This is a genomic window from Streptomyces sp. NPDC049627 (assembly GCF_044465645.1).
GTDB lineage: Bacteria > Actinomycetota > Actinomycetes > Streptomycetales > Streptomycetaceae > Streptomyces.
The window spans coordinates 235,994-253,999 of sequence record NZ_JBITLW010000003.1; the positions used below are offsets into that span (position 1 = coordinate 235,994).

Here is an 18,006-nt window from a genome sequence, read left to right on the forward strand (position 1 = left end):
ACCTTCCTCTCCGCGGAGACTCCCGACATCCCCTGACCCCACGTCGCATCAGCGTGCCCGTCGCCGTACCACCTGGCGACGGGGTACTCCGCCGTGCCCGCACACAGATGTCCGGTACGGCCGACTCATCGTGAAAGTAGGAAAGTTGAGACGCGACATACTGCGGTATGCGCGCATTCCCGTGACGACGGCACTCGTTCTGTCGTTGTCGGCGGGCATCGCCACCACCCAGGCCTTCGCAGAGGCCGCACCTCCCGGTGCGGCCGACGGATGGTCGGCACCGTCCTCGCGCGGCGCCGACGAGCAACCGGGCGCCATTCCCGCCAAGAAGCGGGAGGGCGTCCTCGGCAAGGACTACCGCTCCAGCAAGGACCGGGCGTTCACGACCATCGGTGACGGCACCGGGTTCCATGTGCTGGTCGCCGACGAGAAGGACGGCTACGCCTGGAAGACCGCCGCCTCCCTCTCCGAGCCCGGCTTCGACACCGACACCTGGATCGGCAACGCCTGTCTGACGGAGTCCGGGAAGTACGCGGCCGTCGCCTATGCGCCCCGCGCCTTCACCAACAAGCCCGAGCTGATGACGCGCGGCGCGTTCACCGCGCTCGTCGACCTGTCCAACGGCGATGTGCGCAAGCTGCCCTTCACCGCGACGCTCGGCTACTTCTCGCCCGGCTGCGGCAGCGGCGAGCAGGCGGTGTTCACCGCGCTGACGGACGACGAGGCCGCGAAGGACCGGACCCGGCTCGTCACCGTCGACGCCCGCACCGGCAAGGAGCGTGCACGGCAGACCGTGAGCGGGCAGGTCACCTCCGCGATCCCCACGAAGCAGGGCATCGTGGCGGCGGAGGGCAACCACATCGTGCGCGTCGCCGGCTCCAAGGTGAGCGTGGTGGCCCGGACGAAGACCACCCCGTTCCAGCTCAAGGCCGACGCCGACGGCGGCGTCACCTTCATCGACCGCCAGCCGTCCCGAGGCACCCTGCGCACCTCGGCCGACGAGCGGGCCACGGTCAACCGCGTCACCGCCGGGCAGATCAAGGCGCCCCAGGCCAAGGCGCGCCCCGCCGCCCTCGCATCGGGCCGGCTGGCCGCGTTCGACCTCACCTCGACCCCGGCGGGCGAGGTCTACGTCACCGGCCGGGCGACGACGACCTCCCGGTCCGCGGGCGTCCTGCACAACCCGGGCGGACTCGACAAGGACGCCCGTATCTCCAGCCGGGGCCAGGCCGCCGTCACCGCGCGCTGGGCGGACGGGAAGACCTCGCACATCACCCAGTCCGAGGCGGACTCCCCGCGCCTGGTGCGCACCGACATCAAGGCCCTGGACACCGGTCGGACCACGGTGGTCGACACCAGCGCCGACGCCGTCGCGCTCGGCACGCCGGCGCGGCACAGCAAGGGCAACGACCTCACCCCCGCGATCACCTTCGGCAAGCAGCGGGGCTCCTCGCGGGCCGGCAGCGTGGACGCGGACCGCTCCTGCTCCGTGCCGCGCAACGACCCGAAGAAGCAGGCGTTCCAGCCGACCCCGCGGCAGATCGAGTGGGCCGTGGACCAGGCCGTCGTCGGCAAGCTCAACAAGGGCGCGACGCGGGCCGCGAACTGGAAGAACACCGGCATGGCCGCGTACGCGCCGCAGTCGCTGTTCCCCCTGAGCAAGCTGAACGGCGGCTCCGGTGAGGACTGGCACATCCCGGCGACCGTGATGCTCGGCATCACGGCGCAGGAGTCCAACATGTGGCAGGCCGCCCGGACGACCGTCCCGGGCGTCACCGGCAACCCGCTGATCGGCAACTTCTACGGCGTGCCCCACTCGGCCGACGGCGACCAGTCCGACCCGTTCTTCATCGAGTGGGGCGAGGCCGACTGCGGCTACGGCGTCACCCAGGTGACCGACGGCATGCGGATGAAGGGCAAGGAGAAGCCCGGCGAGACCGCGCTGTCCCCGGCGAAGCAGGAAGCGGTGGCGCTGGACTACGCGGCGAACATCGCCGCCGGCGTCAACATCCTCATCGAGAAGTGGAACCAGACCCGCGCCGACGGGATCGTCATCAACGACGGCAACCCGAAGTACATCGAGAACTGGTTCGCCGCGCTGTGGACGTACAACACCGGCTACCACAAGAAGTCGCAGCCGGAGAACGGCAAGTGGGGCCTGGGCTGGACGAACAACCCCGCCAACCCGCTGTGGAAGGCCAACCGCACCCCGTTCCTGGAGACCGCCGAGGGATCGGACGCCTACTGGCACGCGGCGCACCCGCAGGACTGGCCGTACGAGGAGAAGGTGATCGGCTGGGCCGCCCGTCCGATCTCCGCGATGTTCAAGCCCGGTGACTTCCAGGCCGGATACAAGCAGGCCTGGTGGAACACGACCGTGGACCGCACGGCCGCCAAGCCGCCGGTCGGCCTGTTCTGCGGCTCGAGCATCGACTGCGACCCGACCAAGATCACCGACACGGACAGCAACGAGACCGGCAAGGGCGCCTGCAAGCTGCCCGGCGACCCGGACACGCACAACCCGCTGTACCTGAAGTGCTGGTGGAACAAGCCGGCCAAGTGGAAGGACTGCACCAGCCGCGCCCAGTGCGGCAACCCGATCCACCGGTTCGACGACACCTACCCCGAGCAGCCCGACGCGGACTCCTACCCGCCGCGCTGCAACACCGGTCTGCCGGCCGGGTCGATGATCGTCGACGACCTGCCCGACAAGACCGTCCCGGCGGGGTCGTCCAACCGGTGTGGGGGCGTGTCCTCCCAGGGCAAGTTCGAGTTCACCTTCGCCCAGCCCAACGGCCGGGTGGACCTGCACCAGATCGGCGCCGGCAACGGCAACCACTTCTGGTTCTCGCACACCCGGTCCAAGACCGGGGACGCCAACGGCATCCGCATGTACACCAAGGGCACCTGGACCCTGAACAGCGCCAAGCGGGGCTGGATGCGGGTGTACGCGCACGTGCCGGACCACGGCGCCCACACCCGGCAGGCCGCCTACCACGTCGGCGGCACCGACTCCAAGAGCTCGGTCCGGGTCCACCCGCAGCGGGTCGGCGAGAACAAGTGGGTCGACCTCGGCGTGTTCAACTTCACCGGCGCGCCGACCGTCTCGCTGGACACCGACACCGCCGACGGACGCGGCGAGGAGGACATCGCCTGGGACTCCGTGGCCTTCCAGCCGCTGCCGGGCAAGCCGAAGAACTTCGTCGTCGCCATGGGTGACTCCTACTCCTCCGGCGAGGGTGCCACCGAGCCGGGCGGCAAGAACTACTACCCGGAGACCGACTTCCGCGACAAGGTCAACGAGAAGGCCCACGACGAGGGCAAGGTCGAGGTCAACACGACCTCCAAGTGCCACCGGTCCAAGATCGCCTGGTCCCGCCAGGCGACCCTGCCCGGCTACTCCAAGTCCATCGGGGCGATGTCCGACCACCGCGACGCCGACATGGACTACCACTTCGTCGCCTGCTCCGGCGCCCGCACCTACAACGTGCTGAAGGGCGGCCAGGGCGAGGTCGCGCAGATCGACGCGGGCTACCTCGACCAGAACACCACCCTGGTGACGATCAGCATCGGCGGCAACGACGCCCGCTTCACCGACGTCGTCAAGAAGTGCGTGGACATCCCCGTCCCGTCCCTGGTCAACTGCCAGGCGGCGTCGATCCCGAACATCAACCCGGACAACGGCGAGGAGAACGGCGGGGAGACCGGCCGCCTCGACGAATGGGCGCCGAAGTGGCTGCACGACGCGGTCCGGCCCCGGATCACGGCACTGCTGAGGACCATCCGCAGCAAGGCGGAGAACGCCAAGATCGTCCTCATGGGCTACCCGACCCTGCTGGAGAAGGACGGCTCCTGCCTGCCGGCCCTGGACCGGGTCGAGGGCCAGTTCATCAACAAGGTGGCGGACGTCCTCGCCGACGAGATGAAGGGCGCGGCGGCCGACGCGGGAGCCTACGCCGTCTTCTCCGACCCGCGCGACGAGTTCGCCGGCAAGGCGATCTGCGGTGACCCCGAGAGCGTCCACGGCATCGTCATGAACGGCCGCTCCGAGGCGGACGCGGACGGGCCCGCTCCCTCCATGCAGTCGTTCCACCCCAAGCCCGCGGGCGCCCGGCTGTACGCCGACTCCCTGGAGCACACGCTCCGGGGCAACTGACGCACCACCGCCCAGGGGCCGGGCCCACCGGCCCGGCCCCTCCCCACGGAAGGAACCCCATGCGCAAGCTGCTCACCACCGCAGGGCTCGCCGCCTCCGCGCTCGCGACCGGCGTCCTGCTCGCCTCCCCGGCGGCCGCCGCCACGGCGGACTCCTCCTTCGAGGTGTACTTCCCCGGCAACAAGCCGGAGTCGCTGTACCACGTGGCGAACACCGCCACCGCCGCGAACGGCAAGATCACCGCCAAGTCCGTGGTCAGCTGGCAGATCCTGGTCGACCAGGTCATCGACAACAGCAAGCGGTTCACCAGCTTCAAGATCACCACCCGGCTGGAGTCCCGCCCGGGCAAGGACAGCGCCGACGTCGTCGAGACCAAGAAGACGTGCGACCTGACCCAGCTCGTCAACGACGAGTACACCTGGTTCGAGATCACCCCCGCGAACACCTGCACCGCCCCGTCGATGACGTACGACGGTGAGGTCTGGTGGTCGTCGGACTCCACGATCGTCTACGACATCGAGGGCGACGGAAAGGGAGCCGTGACCAAGGACCTCCAGGGCTCCCCGCTGGTCCACGGCTGACACGGGCGGCAGGCGCCGGGGTCCCGAGCGGATGAGTACGGCTGCTCAGGACCCCGGCCCGCCCCTACGGGAGGCTTGGCCCATGGAACGCCGACCACGCGAACACGACGGACTGATCGCGGTCCTCGTAGGACTCCTCGACGTCCTTGTGGTGATCGTCCTCGGCTTCGGCATGGTCGCCTCCGGTATCGGCGCCGGCTTCGACGAGTACGCCGACCGCCGGGCGGACGCCGCGCAGCACGACATCCTGGTCTTCGCCGCATGGCTGGCCGGCGGCGGGTTCGCCCTCGCCGCGGTGCTGCGCTACTGGAAGACCGGCGTCACCCACCTCCTGCTCGTCGGCCTTCCCCTCCTGGTCTTCCTCGGCTCGCAGGGCAACTGACGCGACTGAGCAGTCAGTGCAGCCCCAGCGACCGCTTCAGGAAGTCCACCTGGAGCAGCAGCAGATTCTCCGCGACCTGTTCCTGCGGGGTCATATGGGTCACCCCGGACAGCGGCAGCACCTCGTGCGGACGGCCTGCCGCCAGGAGGGCGGAGGACAGGCGCAGGGCATGGGCGACCACCACGTTGTCGTCGGCCAGGCCGTGCACGATCATCAGCGGGCGGTGCGGCCCGGCGGGGGAGGAGAGCCCGTCGTCGGTGACGAGTGAGCTCTTCGCGTACGACTCCGGCTGCTCGGCGGGGTCGCCCAGATACCGCTCCGTGTAGTGCGTGTCGTACAGGCGCCAGTCCGTGACGGGTGCGCCCGCGATGCCCGCGTGGAAGACGTCCGGGCGGCGCAGCACCGCCAGCCCGGCCAGCCAGCCGCCGTACGACCAGCCGCGGATCGCCACCCGGGACAGATCGAGCGGGTGGGACTTCGCGAGGTCCTGGAGCGCGTCGATCTGGTCGTCGAGCGAGACCGTGAAGTCCCCGTGGACCGCCTTCTCCCAGGCGGGCGAGCGCCCCGGCGTACCGCGTCCGTCCGCGACGACCACCGCGAACCCCTGGTCGGCGAACCACTGCGAGGTCAGGTGGGCGTTGTGCGCGGCCACCACCCGAGGGCCGTGCGGTCCCCCGTACGGATCCAGCAAAACCGGGAGCGGGGTGTCACCGGCGTAGTCCCGAGGCATAAGCACGGCGCACGGGATACGCCGCGCGCCCCCCTGGGTGAGGGTCACGCGCGGGGTCATACCGGGATCTTCGGCATACGACCGGACCGTCGCCGTCTGCTTCCCCTCCCGCAGCACCTGGACCTGCGCTCCGGGCCGGCCGGGCGTGTAGGACACCAGGACCGTCACGCCCCCCGCGCGCACCGCCGAGTGCACGCCGGGCTCCTGCGAGATGCGCTCCACGCCGAGCTCGTTCACCCGATACACATGCACTTCGCCGATCTCGGGATCGGCCGCGGCCTCCCCCGCCGACGCCGAGATCAACACGTCGTCGTCGGAGACGTCCAGCACCGCCCGGACGTGCAACTGCGGTCCTGTCAGCGGGCGTTCGCCCACCGCGAGCACCCGCGCGCCGCCCTCGTCGGCGATGCGCACGAGATGCCCGGACGGGCTCCAGCAGGGCACACCGGCGAAAAGTTCCAGCCATTGTGGATCTTCGTCGGCGTGCACCATCCGGGTCGCCCCCGTCGCCGGGTCCACGGCCAGGAACAGCTGGCTGCGCTGGTCGCGCGCTTGTACGAGCAAAAGCGGCGCACCCGCCGCTGACCAGTGCACTCGCGCCAGATACGGGTACCGCGCCCGGTCCCAGGAGACCTCCGTGCGTACCCCGTCCAGACCGATCACGAACAGTCGTACGTCCGCGTTCCGGGTCCCCGCCGCCGGATACGCCACCTGCTGCGGCTCGCGCTCCGGACGCGCCGGATCGGAGATCCACCACCGGCGCACCGGCGTGTCGTCCGCGCGTGCCACGAGCAGCCGGTCCGACTCCGGACCCCACCAGAAGCCCCGGTGGCGCCCCATCTCCTCGGCCGCGATGAACTCGGCCAGCCCATAGGTGACCCCGTCCGACTCCGGTTCGGCGAGCGCGCGATCGCCCTCGCCCTCGGCGCCCACCACCCGCAGGGCGCCCTGCGCGACATACGCGACGTGCCGCCCGTCGGGGGAGGGACGCGGATCGATCACCGGCCCCGGGACCGGGAGTTCACGTGCCGTGCCGGCCCGCAGCTCCGCCGTGAAAAGCCGCCCTGACAAGGCAAAAGACGCCAACTCCACCGCCGCGTCGGTGGCGTGGGCGACGATGCCGGCGCCCGCCTCACGGCTGCGTTCGCGCCGCGCCCGCTCCTCCGGCGGTAGGTCTTCCGAGGCCCCGCCCAGGAGGGCGCGCGGGTCGGCCGCCACGCGCTCCGTGCCGTCCGCCGTGTCGAGCACCCAGAGCGAACTCGCCGGATCCGTACCGGAGGTGGAGCGCAGGAACGCGACACGGCTGCCGTCGGGCGCCACCGCGAACGCGCGCGGCGCGCCGAGCGTGAACCTCTGGGTGCGGGCGTGCCGGCGGGGGAAGGAGACAGGCTCGGTCGTCATGCCCCGACCATATTGGCCAGTGCGCCCCCTTGTGCGGCTGTGCGCCGATCGATGCGCACGTACGGATAGTTATGATCAATGTCGCATAGTGGGTATGAACCTGCTGGCTGCTGCATGGATTTATCTGCCCCCATAGTCCGTTCCCCCCGCGCTTGGGATTCTTGGAGGTGAGCCGCCGTGGCACTCTCGATTTCGGCGGTGGTGCTGCTGGCGATCATCGTCTTCCTGCTGATCAAGAAATCAGGCTTGAAGGCCGGGCATGCCGTCGTCTGCATGCTGCTCGGCTTCTACCTGGCGTCCTCGACCGTCGCGCCCACCATCAGTGAGCTGACGACGAACATCGCGGGCATGATCGGCAGCATCAAGTTCTGAGCCGCGCCACCCTGCGGGCTCCGGGCCGTGGTCGGTCGGAGCCCGCTCCGACCGACCTGTTCCACCCCTGCGCGGCGCCTGGTCGCCCTAAGCTTGACCGATCTAGGACAAGCGAAGGCTGAGGCAGCGGCGCGTGGACAGTGGCAGTGTTGACGATCGACTCCGGAAGCTGGCGAAGGCGTCGCCCAACTTCGGGCGGTTGTACGGGTACCAGCCCCTCCTGGCCATCTACGGCTCGCAGGCGGAACTCACCGTTCTGACCAACCCGAACGCCGCTTACGTCAGTGCCGGGCAGTTCGGCGAGGTCCTGGCCGAGGAGTTCGTCACCCGTACCGGCACGCGCGTCGAGGGCACGACCCAGTTCGACCGTCTCAACGCCCTCACACGGGCCGGCGTGCTGGTCGGCTGGAGCCGTGACGCCTTCGACAAGCTGCGCCGGGGCCGGAACGACGCCGCGCACAATCACCTCTTCGACACGACCAAGGCACTCGAAGCGCTGAGGTTGTGCTGGCAGCTGGGTGACCTCTTCGACCGCGCCATGGGCGGGACGCGAACCGTCTCCGCCTTCGTCCCCCCGTCGCTCCCTGCGGACGTGCCGTCCGCCGAGCCCGAGGAGATCGCCGAACTCCAAGAGGCTCTGGAGGGTCATCGCCGTGCGCTGGCCGAGTCGCGCGTCAAGCTGTCCGAGACCAGTGACCGTCTGGAGGCCGAGCGGCGGGCGCGCGCGGAGGCCGAGGCACTCATCGCGAGCGCGCAGCTGTCGAAGTCGGCGTACGCCGCCGAGATAGAGGAGCTGAGGGCACAAGTCGCCGACCTGCGTGCGGCTCACCAGCAGCAGTACGACCGGGAGCGCCTCCAGCCCCGCAAGGTCGCCTCCGCGGCCCGGGACGCCATCGTGGAGCGCGCGCAGCGCCCGGCGCCGCTCAACGAGGTGCAGGCGCGGAAGAAGATCGACGCGATGCTGGCGAAGGCGGGCTGGCTGATCCAGAGCAAGGCGGAGGCGAACCCGCTGGCGGGCAGGGGCGTCGCCGTCGAAGAGTTCACCCTGGCCACGGGACGCGCCGACTACGTCCTCTACGTCGACGGAAAGATCGTCGGCGTCATCGAGGCGAAGCGCGAGGGAACGGCTCTCTCTGGAGCACTCGCACAGAACGAGCGGTACGCGGCAGGTGTGCTCAAGGAGCACGCGATGGCGGTGTGGCGCAGGGAAGAGCCCTTCGCGTTCCGCTACGTCAGCACGGGCGCGGAGACGTACTTCCTCAACCGTGTGGACCCCGACGCCCGCTCGCGGGAGGTCTTCACCTTCCACCGCCCCGAGACCATCGCCGCGTGGATGAAGCGGGCCGACGAGGAGCCGGACACGCCCACCTTCCGTGCGGCCCTCCGCACGAACATGCCGCTCCTGGAGACCCACGGCCTGCGCATGGCCCAGGTCGACGCCATCACGGGCCTGGAGGGGTCTCTGGCCGCCGACCGGCCGCGTGCCCTCATCCAGATGGCGACGGGCGCCGGCAAGACGTTCACGGCCGTCACGGAGACGTACCGCCTGCTCCGCCACGCGGGCGCCCGCCGGATCCTCTTCCTCGTCGACCGCAACAACCTCGGCCGGCAGGCCCACGCCGAGTTCGACAAGTACCGGACGCCGGACGAGAACCGGAAGCTCACCGACCTCTACAACGTCGACATGCTGGGCCGAAGCGGGCTTCAGGACACGTCGGCGGTCGTGATCTCGACGATCCAGCGGATGTACGCGCTGCTCAAGGGGGAGGAGCTGCCGGACGGGCCGGAGACGGACGAGCCCGAGTCGAACGAGACAGCCGCGCGTACGGCGACCCCGGGGAAGTCCGGGTCCGACTCGGGCGACGACGACAAGAAGACCTCAACCCTGGACGAGACCTACGCGGCGGACGAGCCGATCACGGTCGAGTACAACCCGGACGTCCCGATCGAGTCCTTCGACGTGATCGTGGTCGACGAGTGCCACCGTTCGATCTACGGTCTTTGGCGCGGTGTCCTGGAGTACTTCGACGCCCACCTGGTCGGCCTCACGGCCACGCCCACCCGTCAGACCAAGGGCTTCTTCGACAACAACATGGTGTCGCAGTACACGTACGAGCAGGCCGTGGCCGACGGCGTCAACGTCGACTTCGACATCGTGCGCGTCAACACCACGATCCGGGAGGACGGCGGCGCGAAGATCGAGGCGGGTACGACGGTCCGCATCCGCGACCGCCAGACCCGCACGCAGCGCTATGAGGAACTCGACGAGGACTTCGAGTACACCACCGCGCAGCTCGGCCGTACGGTGATCACCGAGGACGAGATCCGTGCCGTGCTGACGACGTACAGGAACAACTGGCAGCGGTGGTTCCCGGGCCGGGCGGACCTCCCGAAGACGTTGGTGTTCGCGGCGGGTGACGATCACGCTGAAGAGGTGCTGAAGCAGGTCAAGGAGGTCTTCGGCCGGGGGGACGCGTTCGCGAAGAAGATCACGTACCGGTCGAGGCAGAACGGCGACGATCCCGACTCGTTGATCAACGACCTGCGCAACTCTCCCCGGCTGCGCGTGGCGGTGACGGTCGACATGATCGCCACGGGTACGGACGTGAAGCCGCTGGAGTGCGTGATCTTCCTCCGGTCGATCAAGAGCCCGGTGCTGTTCGAGCAGATGAAGGGCCGGGGCGCCCGCTCGATCGACGCGGACGAGCTGAAGGCGGTGACGCCGGACGCGGCGCCCGACCTGACGAAGGACCGTTTCGTCCTGATCGACGCGGTGGGCGTCACGGACTCTCCGCTGGTGGACGCGAGGCCGCTGATCCCGGCGGGCGAGAAGAGCGTCTCGCTGGCGAAGCTCCTCGACAAGACCGGTACGCGGTCGCTGACTGCGGACGAGGCGGAGACGCTGGCGCGTCGGCTGGCCCGTATCGACCGTCAGCTGGGCGAGGACGAGAGGAAGCTTCTGGCCCAGACGTCCGGGGGAGTCAGCCTTGCGGACTTGGCGCGCAGGGTTACGGACGCGGTGGACGTGGACACGCAGGACCGGGCTCGTCATGAGGGCGGTCCCGAGCTGGCGAAGAAGCTGGTGCAGGACGCGGTTGCTCCGCTGACCGGCAACCCGGAGCTGCGGAAGCTGATCCTGGAGATCCGTCACCAGCAGGACCTGACGTACGACGAGACGACCGAAGTCCGGGTCACCGGGATGCGGGAGATACCGCGCACGGAGAGGGCCCGCAAGGAGCTGGCCGAGTGGAACTCGCTGCTGGAGAAGGAGCAGCGGGACCAGAACGCGGCGATCCGCGTCGCGCTGGGCAGCGGGGTGCGAGTCAGCCCGCGCGAGGCGAGGGACGCGCTGAAGGAGCTGGCGGGCCGGATCCGGGCGACGAACCGGGCCTGGACGACGGGAGTCCTCTGGGACCACTACGAACAGCTCGGCAAGGCGGCGGCCAGCCCCGGCAAGGAGGCGGGCCTCGGCGACCTGATCCGACTCATCCGCTACGAGCTCGGCGCGGACGATGAGCTGCGCCCGTACCGTACGGTGGTCGAGGAGCGCTTCGAGGGCTGGCTGCTGCGGCAGCGGCAGGCGGGCGTGGAGTTCACCGAGGACCAGGTGTGGTGGCTGGACCGGATAAAGAACGCCATTGCCGCCGACATCGGCATCGAGCCGTCGGACTTTGGGCACGCGCCCTTTACCGAGCGGGGCGGAGGCCGGGGCTTCATGCGGGCGTTCGGGGACAAGGACAAGGCGTTGGAACTGTTGGATGAGCTGAATCAGGAACTGGCTTGAGCGTGAGCGTGGATGGGGAAAGGGAGCTTCCAGCGGGATGGGCTTGGGCGACGCTCGGTGAGCTGGTGGCGTCCGACGGCGTTTTCACCGACGGAGACTGGGTGGAGAGTAAGGACCAGGATCCAGACGGTGAAGTGCGCCTGATTCAGCTGGCTGACATAGGTGAGGGGACCTTCCGGGACCGGAGTAGCCGGTTCCTAACCGCTGCCACGGCAGACCGTCTGCGCTGCACCTACTTGGAGCCGGGCGATGTGCTGATCGCGCGGATGCCTGAGCCGTTGGGAAGAGCCTGCCTGTTCCCTGGAAGCGACCGTCCTGCGGTGACCGTCGTGGACGTCCGGATTCTTCGTCCCGGCAAGTCTGGCGTGTTCAACCGTTGGCTCATGTGGGCCATTAACTCGCCTCAGGTGCGACAGCAGATTTCTCAATACCAGACGGGTACCACCCGCAAACGAATCTCGGGCAAGAACCTGGCCAAGGTGAGTATCGCAGTACCGCCGATCGCAGAGCAGCACCGTATCGTCGATGCCCTCGAAGAACAGTTGTCGCGTCTTGATATCGCACGTGGCCTCGTTAGTCGTGCTCGTCGCCTGAGTGGTCAGCTGACTGGTAGGTATGTAGCCAACCGACTTGGTGAACTAGCACAGGCCGGCTCACTAGAATGTCCCCTCGGTGAGGTAATCTCTAGCTCTCAAGGAGGGTGGAGCAGAGCTCAGCGTCATCTGGTCCCTGCGGAGGCAGGGGTTCCCTACTTGAAGATGAACAACATCACTTCAGACGGCAACTTGGACCTTGAGCAGGTAGTCCATGTACAGGCCGACGAAGAAGCCGTTGACAAGTACGGTTTGGAACCGGGTGACGTACTCTTCAACAGTAAGAATAGCGCTGAGCTCGTAGGCAAGTCGGCCGTCGTTGATGATCGAATTCAGGGTTGGGTGTTCAATGAGAACATTACGCGAATTCGGTTTGCTTCATCGATCGTGCCTGAGTTTGCGGCATTGCAGTTGAACTCTCCTGGCTTCCGTCGGCTGAGCAAGGGTAAGGCTTCAACGAACGTTGCCGCAATCTATATGAAGGATTTGCGAAAGGTCCCCTTCCTGGTTCCATCCCGGGAGGAACAACTCGAAATTGTGGCTCAGTGTCAAGCCCTGCGGGAGCAGGCTGATAATTCTGGACGCTACGTTGATTCCGCTGAGGCGCGAGCACGGGTTTTGCGGCGGCGTTTGCTTTCGGTGGCCTTTAGTGGTGATTTGGTGCCCCAAGATAATAGGGAAGAGCCCGCATCTCTCCTTCTTTCACGGATTTCCTCTCGGCCAGAAGCTAAGCCCGGAAAATCCGGACGCGGATCCTCAGCCAGGTCGACATTGTCCGGTAGTGCCTTCGTTCCTGCACCGACCCCCGCCACCGCCCTCGCCATACAGCAGGAGTTCGACCTGTGACCGCCCCCGTCGAAGACCAGCAGCCCGCGAACGAGTCCGCCGAGCAGACTGCCAAGGCCGTCGCTCAGACGAACACGCTCGTCTCCAAGCTCTGGAACTACTGCAACGTCCTCCGTGACAACGGCATGTCCACCATCGAGTACGTCGAGCAGCTCTCCTACCTGCTCTTCCTGAAGATGGTCGACGAGATCGAGAACGATCCGTGGGACGGTCAGGACATGAGCGCTGTCGTGCCTCCCGAGTACAACTGGAAGTCGCTCGTCGGTAAGCGCGGTGCCGCCCTGGAGAAGCACTACCGCGACACTCTCGAACACCTCGGTCGGCACCCGGACACCACCATCGGCACGATCTTCGCCGACGCCCAGAACCGGATCACCAAGCCGGCCCTTCTGGAAAAGCTGGTCGTAGAGCTGATCGGCCGCGAAGAGTGGACGATGACCGGCACGGACCTCAAAGGCGACGCCTACGAGGGCCTGCTCGCCAAGGGTGCCTCCGACACCAAGACCGGCGCCGGCCAGTACTTCACCCCCCGCGCCCTCATCGACGCCATGATCGACGTCACCCAGCCCGGCCCGGACGACACCATCACGGACCCGGCCTGCGGCACCGGCGGCTTCCTCATCGCGGCCCACGCCTACATCCGCGACCACCACATGAAGAAGATGTCGCTGGACGAGCGGAAGGCCTACGACGAGGGCCGCAAGATCTGGGGCAACGAACTCGTCACCGGCACCGCCCGCCTCGCCGCGATGAACATGCTCCTCCACGGCATCGGCAAGAGCGACGGCCCCAGCCTCATCCACGTCGGCGACGCCCTGGCCGACAAGCCCAGCGGCAAGCACGCCACCCTCGTCCTCGCGAACCCTCCCTTCGGCCGCAAGTCCGCGATCACGGTCATCGGCCAGGACGGCGAGGTCGAGAAGGAGGACATCCAGTACGACCGCGACGACTTCACCGCGACCACGACCAACAAGCAGCTGAATTTCCTCCAGCACATCATGTCGTTGACGGCGGTCGGCGGCCGAGCGGCGGTCGTCCTGCCCGACAACGTCCTCTTCGAGGGCGGCGCCGGTGAGAAGGTCCGCCGCAAGCTGCTCGACGAGTTCGACCTCCACACCATCCTGCGACTGCCGAAGGGCATCTTCTACGCTGGTGGCGTCCAGGCCAACGTTCTCTTCTTCGACAAGAGGCCTCCGCGCGCCGACGGGAAACATCTCACCACCGAGACCTGGGTCTACGACTTCCGAACCGGTCAGCACTTCACGCTCAAGCAGCGCCCGCTGACCCGAGCCCACCTCGACGACTTCGTCGCCGCCTACCGGCCCGGCGAGCCCCGGTCGTCCCGCGTGGAGTCCGAGGACGAGAACGGCCCGTTCAAGAAGTTCACTTACGAGGACCTGATCGCCCGCGACAAGGTCAACCTCGACATCACATGGATGAAGGACCCCGCCCTCGACGACGCCGACAGCGGACTGTCACCCGAGGAGATCGCCGAGGAGATCGTGCGCGATCTTCAGTCCGCGTTGATCGAGTTCACGGCCATCGCCCGTTCGCTGGGCGGCGAGGTCGACGTTCCGGAGGCGGAGGTCGAGTAGCCGCTGTCAGTCTTTGGCCACGAAGGGCACGAAAGCTGACCAGGCCCCCGGCGTGAGGGCGAGCTGGGGGCCTGCGGTGTGCTTGGAATCGCGGACATGGATGGTGCCGGGGGTGGTGGCGATCTCGACGCAAGAATCGCCCTCGCTGCCGCTGCTGTAGCTGCTCTTGAACCACACCAGGTCGAAAGTCGACGTGTTGCGGATCATGTTTCCCCCAGCAGTTGCTCGATGAATGCCGCTGACTCACGCGGGGTGAGAGCCTGAGCCCGGATGATGCCATACCGCAGTTCAAGGATACGAAGCTGCCTCGGCTCGGGCACAGGGCGACCGCCGGCCACGACTGGTGAGCGTCCCACCGCCGAGCCGTCGGTGAACTTGAGCACCTCGATTCCGCCATCAACACCGGCGTGCTCCTCGCGGTCCATCGGCATGACTTGAAGCTCGACGTTCCGCAATTGCCCTGCCTCAAGCAGATGTTCGAGCTGGCGGCGCAACGCTGCTTTGCCTCCGAGCGGACGACGAAGTGTCCACTCCTCCAGGACGAAGCTGATCTCAGGCGCCGGGTCTCGTTCGAATACGGCCTTGCGGGCCACGCGCGCAGCGATGAAGCGCTCCACCTCGTCGACGGTGTATGCGGGGCGCCGCATCAGGAGCAGGGCACGCGCGTACTCAGGCGTCTGCAACAACCCGTGGATGTTCAGAGGGTCGTAGAGCTGGAATTCGGCCGCCTTGGCTTCCAACTGCGCCAGGTCCCGCACCTTCTTCGGATACCGAACCTTCTTCACGTCCTCCTTCATCGCCGAGAGCAGCCCACCCGCCCCCAACACCTCGTCCGCCATGTCCAAGTACTCGGGCCGCGGAATCCGCTTGCCGGCCTCGATCTTGTACACCATGTCCTCGCCGTACCCCACCGCCTCCCCGAACGCGGCGGCCCGCATCCCCACCGCTTCCCGCCGCAGCTTCAGCTGCCGCCCCACGGTCGCGACGACCGCCACGCCCCAGTCGTCGTCCGGGTCCACCTCCCAACCCGGCTCGTCGGCCTCGCTCTTGAGCCGCCTGACCTCACCGTCCACCGACATTTCCGCGCCCTCCGTCGTACGGCCGTCCCGACCCGCCCCGTACCCGTGCGCCCTGTCCCGGCAAGCCCGGACACCACCAGACAAGCCCCGGACGGTCACCGTACGCAACGGCATCGTCACTGTTCACGGTAAGCGCACACCGCCACGCTCAGTGATGTGAATCAAGAAATCGCCTCGACCGAGGCCCAACTCGAAACAGCCACCCGCAACTTCAGCGTGCAGCTGTCACCCACCTCACGAGGAGCCCGCCTCGCCCGCCTGCTCGCCACCGAGCAACTCCGCTCCTGGGGGCTCCCGTCGGACCCGGCGGCGCTCATCGCGGCCGAATTCGCGGCGAACGCCGCCACGCACAGCCGTGTCCCCGGCCGAGACTTCCAGCTCACCCTGTACGTCGTCGGTGACACCCTGCGCATCGAGGTCACCGACACTCGGGGCGACCGTCTCCCTCAACTGCAACGGCCTCGTCGACGCGCTCGCAGACCGCTGGGGCACCGCCCCCGGACCGTACCCCCGCAAGACGGTGTGGGCCGAGTGCGAAGTAGGTACGCCACCGGGACCCGACCACTCGTGCTCCGGTGCGAGGGGCGGTCTTTCCCAAGGACCACGACGGTGAAAGAACCCGACCAAGCCCCACCCCTCCCGCCCGCGGCGCAAACTCACCCGGCCGGGTGAACATCGCCAACTCGGCTGGATTCGCAGCCCCTTGCTGGCCATACGCTCAGCGCAACACAACCGCAGACATGCGACGGCCCCCGCCGGGACGGCAATCCCAGTGCGAGGGCCTGACCACCGAGGAAGTAGGAGCTTCCCGATGGATACGCAGAACCCTAGCGCGCCCCCGCGCGCCGAGTCCCGGCCTGCCGCCAAGAAACACCGGAACCGGCGGCCCCATGCTGGCGGCGGTCTCACTCACGACAACACCCGCCACACCACCCGCTTCACGGTGATCGGCAACCACCTCATCCAGCATCCGGAGCTGTCCCTCCTCGCGATCGGTCTCGCCTGTCACATCCAGTCGCTGCCCAAGGGTGCCCGCGTCGACATCAAGACCCTCACAGCCCGCTTCCCTGAGGGCGCGACCCGCATCGCCGCCGCTCTGCGCGAGCTGGAAGCGCACGGCTACCTGCGCCGCGAACGCACCCGCATCCCTGGCGGCCGTATCGTCACCCGCACCGTCTCCTGCAACCAGCCAGGGAGCCGGCGCCACGACGACGAGCCCGCCCGGCCCTCACACCCGACGCCGACGAAGAAGCGGGCGCCCCGCAAGAAGCCCCTCCCCGCAGTCCCCCAGCCTGCCTACCCCGCACCCGCCCTCCTCCAGCAGGCCACCGACCTCCTCGCCGACCTCCGCCGCCACGACCCGCGCCTCCTCCTCTCCGCCTGCGACACCGCCCATCTGACTCCCGGCGTCGCCGCCTGGCTGGAACGCGACGTCACCCCCACCGCCGTACGCCAGGCCCTCACCGCGGACCTACCGCCCGAAGGGCCACGACGACCCGCCGCCCTCCTGGCCCACCGCCTCGCCGCACAGCTCCCGGCCCCACCACCGTTCCGCGCCCCGACCCCGCCGCCGACGGTCCGGCACCCCATCCAGAACTGCGAAGGCTGCGACCGAGGCTTCCGCTCACCCACCCCAGGACACTGCCGTGACTGCCGCACTCCCCTTGCCGCTGCCGCTGCCGCCTGAGCCCGTTCCGCCCTGTTCCCCGCGCGTCGGCCGGATACTCTGGCCGGGGCACCCTCCGGAGGACACCATGAGCACTCAGGCCGACCACGGAAACGAACTGATCCCTCGTCCCGAGCTGACCCCTGATGCCCTGCGTGCAGCTCTGGCCATCGTCGCGCCAGGTCGCCTGGACGAGATGCAGGCCAGGAAGGACGAGGCCTTCGCCAAAGCAGTCGAGTGGCAGTCTGTGAGCCCAGTCCAGAGCTGGGTCCTGAGCTGGGCTCAAGAGATCGAGATCGCCCGTCGCCCAGATCTGTCCGCGCGCTACGCCAAGGCGCAGAGCAACCTGGAACACGAGGATCCTGCCATCGCGTGGGAGGCCCTTCGCGAGCTGAGCGCCGTTCTCGACGAATCGATGAAGGCAATTCGCGAGTGAGCTGGAAATGGGAGTACGCCTTCGGGGCCGAAGAGGCCGCCCGTTCCCTTCCGCTCGACTTCTTGGCCGCCATCGAACGTGCGGCCGACGAACTGGTCAGGGCGGCCGAGGCTCTCCATGTCCACGGCCGGGCCTACGAGGGTTTCGATCCTCGAGGCCGCCAAATCCCTGTTCCCGGAGGAGGCATGATTCGGTACCAAGTGGTCGTGCGAAGCGAGCGGGTCTACGTCGTTCAGATCACGTACTTGGGCTTCTGAACGGCAGGGAGACCGGAGGGACGCGATCCGGAAATTCAGGGGCCGGAATCGGCCACCTTGCTCCGCGTCTGTCGTGCCCGGCTTGACTCAACCCCGTCCACCTCGGGAATCGTGCACGTAGAGATCGT

13 protein-coding genes and 1 pseudogene are annotated in these 18,006 nt (G+C 68.1%); 11 read left to right on the forward strand and 3 right to left on the reverse strand.

The genetic code is table 11. The features are described 5' to 3' along the window. Positions 1–145 precede the first annotated feature (145 nt). From ACIBU0_RS10205 to ACIBU0_RS10215, 3 genes are all read left to right on the forward strand, one after another. Positions 146–4,156 (forward strand): GDSL-type esterase/lipase family protein, encoded by a 4,011-nt coding sequence (locus ACIBU0_RS10205; protein WP_398814596.1) that lies wholly within the window; start codon positions 146–148, stop codon positions 4,154–4,156. Between the two features lie 59 nt (positions 4,157–4,215). After that, complete coding sequence (locus tag ACIBU0_RS10210; RefSeq protein WP_398814599.1) at positions 4,216–4,737, forward strand: hypothetical protein; 522 nt, start codon at positions 4,216–4,218, stop codon at positions 4,735–4,737. 82 nt (positions 4,738–4,819) lie between these two features. Continuing rightward, positions 4,820–5,119: a hypothetical protein gene (locus ACIBU0_RS10215; RefSeq protein WP_398814602.1), complete on the forward strand. Its 300-nt coding sequence runs from the start codon at positions 4,820–4,822 to the stop codon at positions 5,117–5,119. 13 nt (positions 5,120–5,132) lie between these two features. Here ACIBU0_RS10215 and ACIBU0_RS10220 read toward each other — a convergent pair whose 3' ends face one another. Beyond that, positions 5,133–7,250: a prolyl oligopeptidase family serine peptidase gene (locus ACIBU0_RS10220; RefSeq protein ID WP_398814605.1), complete on the reverse strand. Its 2,118-nt coding sequence runs from the start codon at positions 7,248–7,250 to the stop codon at positions 5,133–5,135. Between the two features lie 177 nt (positions 7,251–7,427). Between ACIBU0_RS10220 and ACIBU0_RS10225 the strand changes: the two genes are divergently transcribed. The 4 genes from ACIBU0_RS10225 to ACIBU0_RS10240 all read left to right on the forward strand — a co-directional run bounded on the left by ACIBU0_RS10225 (position 7,428) and on the right by ACIBU0_RS10240 (position 14,440). Further along, positions 7,428–7,622 (forward strand): hypothetical protein, encoded by a 195-nt coding sequence (locus ACIBU0_RS10225; protein WP_019755516.1) that lies wholly within the window; start codon positions 7,428–7,430, stop codon positions 7,620–7,622. Positions 7,623–7,755: 133 nt separating this feature from the next. After that, positions 7,756–11,406 (forward strand): DEAD/DEAH box helicase family protein, encoded by a 3,651-nt coding sequence (locus tag ACIBU0_RS10230; RefSeq protein ID WP_398814609.1) that lies wholly within the window; start codon positions 7,756–7,758, stop codon positions 11,404–11,406. Between the two features lie 2 nt (positions 11,407–11,408). Continuing rightward, entirely contained in the window at positions 11,409–12,845 is a 1,437-nt protein-coding gene (locus tag ACIBU0_RS10235; protein WP_398815534.1) for a restriction endonuclease subunit S, read from the forward strand. Then, a complete protein-coding gene (locus tag ACIBU0_RS10240) occupies positions 12,842–14,440 on the forward strand; it encodes an N-6 DNA methylase (RefSeq protein WP_398814612.1) in 1,599 nt (532 codons plus the stop codon). The genes ACIBU0_RS10235 and ACIBU0_RS10240 overlap by 4 nt, the downstream gene beginning before the upstream one ends. Positions 14,441–14,446: 6 nt before the next feature. Here ACIBU0_RS10240 and ACIBU0_RS10245 read toward each other — a convergent pair whose 3' ends face one another. Further along, positions 14,447–14,647, reverse strand: coding sequence for a DUF397 domain-containing protein (locus tag ACIBU0_RS10245; RefSeq protein WP_398814615.1), 201 nt, complete (start codon positions 14,645–14,647; stop codon positions 14,447–14,449). Continuing rightward, a complete protein-coding gene (locus ACIBU0_RS10250) occupies positions 14,644–15,519 on the reverse strand; it encodes a helix-turn-helix domain-containing protein (RefSeq protein WP_398814618.1) in 876 nt (291 codons plus the stop codon). Before ACIBU0_RS10250 ends, ACIBU0_RS10245 begins: the two co-directional genes overlap by 4 nt. A 156-nt stretch (positions 15,520–15,675) precedes the next feature. Between ACIBU0_RS10250 and ACIBU0_RS10255 the strand changes: the two are divergent. From ACIBU0_RS10255 to ACIBU0_RS10270, 4 genes and pseudogenes are all read left to right on the forward strand, one after another. After that, a pseudogene (locus ACIBU0_RS10255) lies at positions 15,676–16,132 on the forward strand (ATP-binding protein). Between the two features lie 198 nt (positions 16,133–16,330). Beyond that, positions 16,331–17,206, forward strand: a complete 876-nt coding sequence (locus ACIBU0_RS10260) for a helix-turn-helix domain-containing protein (protein ID WP_398814620.1) — start codon at positions 16,331–16,333, stop codon at positions 17,204–17,206. Positions 17,207–17,273: 67 nt separating this feature from the next. After that, a complete protein-coding gene (locus ACIBU0_RS10265; protein ID WP_398814623.1) occupies positions 17,274–17,621 on the forward strand; it encodes a hypothetical protein in 348 nt (115 codons plus the stop codon). After that, the gene (locus tag ACIBU0_RS10270) at positions 17,618–17,878 is read left to right on the forward strand and encodes a hypothetical protein (RefSeq protein WP_398814625.1); all 261 of its coding nucleotides are present in this window, start codon (positions 17,618–17,620) and stop codon (positions 17,876–17,878) included. Before ACIBU0_RS10265 ends, ACIBU0_RS10270 begins: the two co-directional genes overlap by 4 nt. Positions 17,879–18,006: the final 128 nt, after the last annotated feature.

What these genes read in the sequence shown, in the direction of transcription:
- ACIBU0_RS10260 (WP_398814620.1), top strand. Translation starts at nt 16,331, where the DNA reads ATGGATACGCAGAACCCTAGCGCGCCCCCGCGCGCCGAGTCCCGGCCT.
- ACIBU0_RS10220 (WP_398814605.1), bottom strand. Translation starts at nt 7,250, where the DNA reads ATGACGACCGAGCCTGTCTCCTTCCCCCGCCGGCACGCCCGCACCCAG.
- ACIBU0_RS10215 (WP_398814602.1), top strand. Translation starts at nt 4,820, where the DNA reads ATGGAACGCCGACCACGCGAACACGACGGACTGATCGCGGTCCTCGTA.
- ACIBU0_RS10265 (WP_398814623.1), top strand. Translation starts at nt 17,274, where the DNA reads ATGAGCACTCAGGCCGACCACGGAAACGAACTGATCCCTCGTCCCGAG.
- ACIBU0_RS10245 (WP_398814615.1), bottom strand. Translation starts at nt 14,647, where the DNA reads ATGATCCGCAACACGTCGACTTTCGACCTGGTGTGGTTCAAGAGCAGC.
- ACIBU0_RS10210 (WP_398814599.1), top strand. Translation starts at nt 4,216, where the DNA reads ATGCGCAAGCTGCTCACCACCGCAGGGCTCGCCGCCTCCGCGCTCGCG.
- ACIBU0_RS10250 (WP_398814618.1), bottom strand. Translation starts at nt 15,519, where the DNA reads ATGTCGGTGGACGGTGAGGTCAGGCGGCTCAAGAGCGAGGCCGACGAG.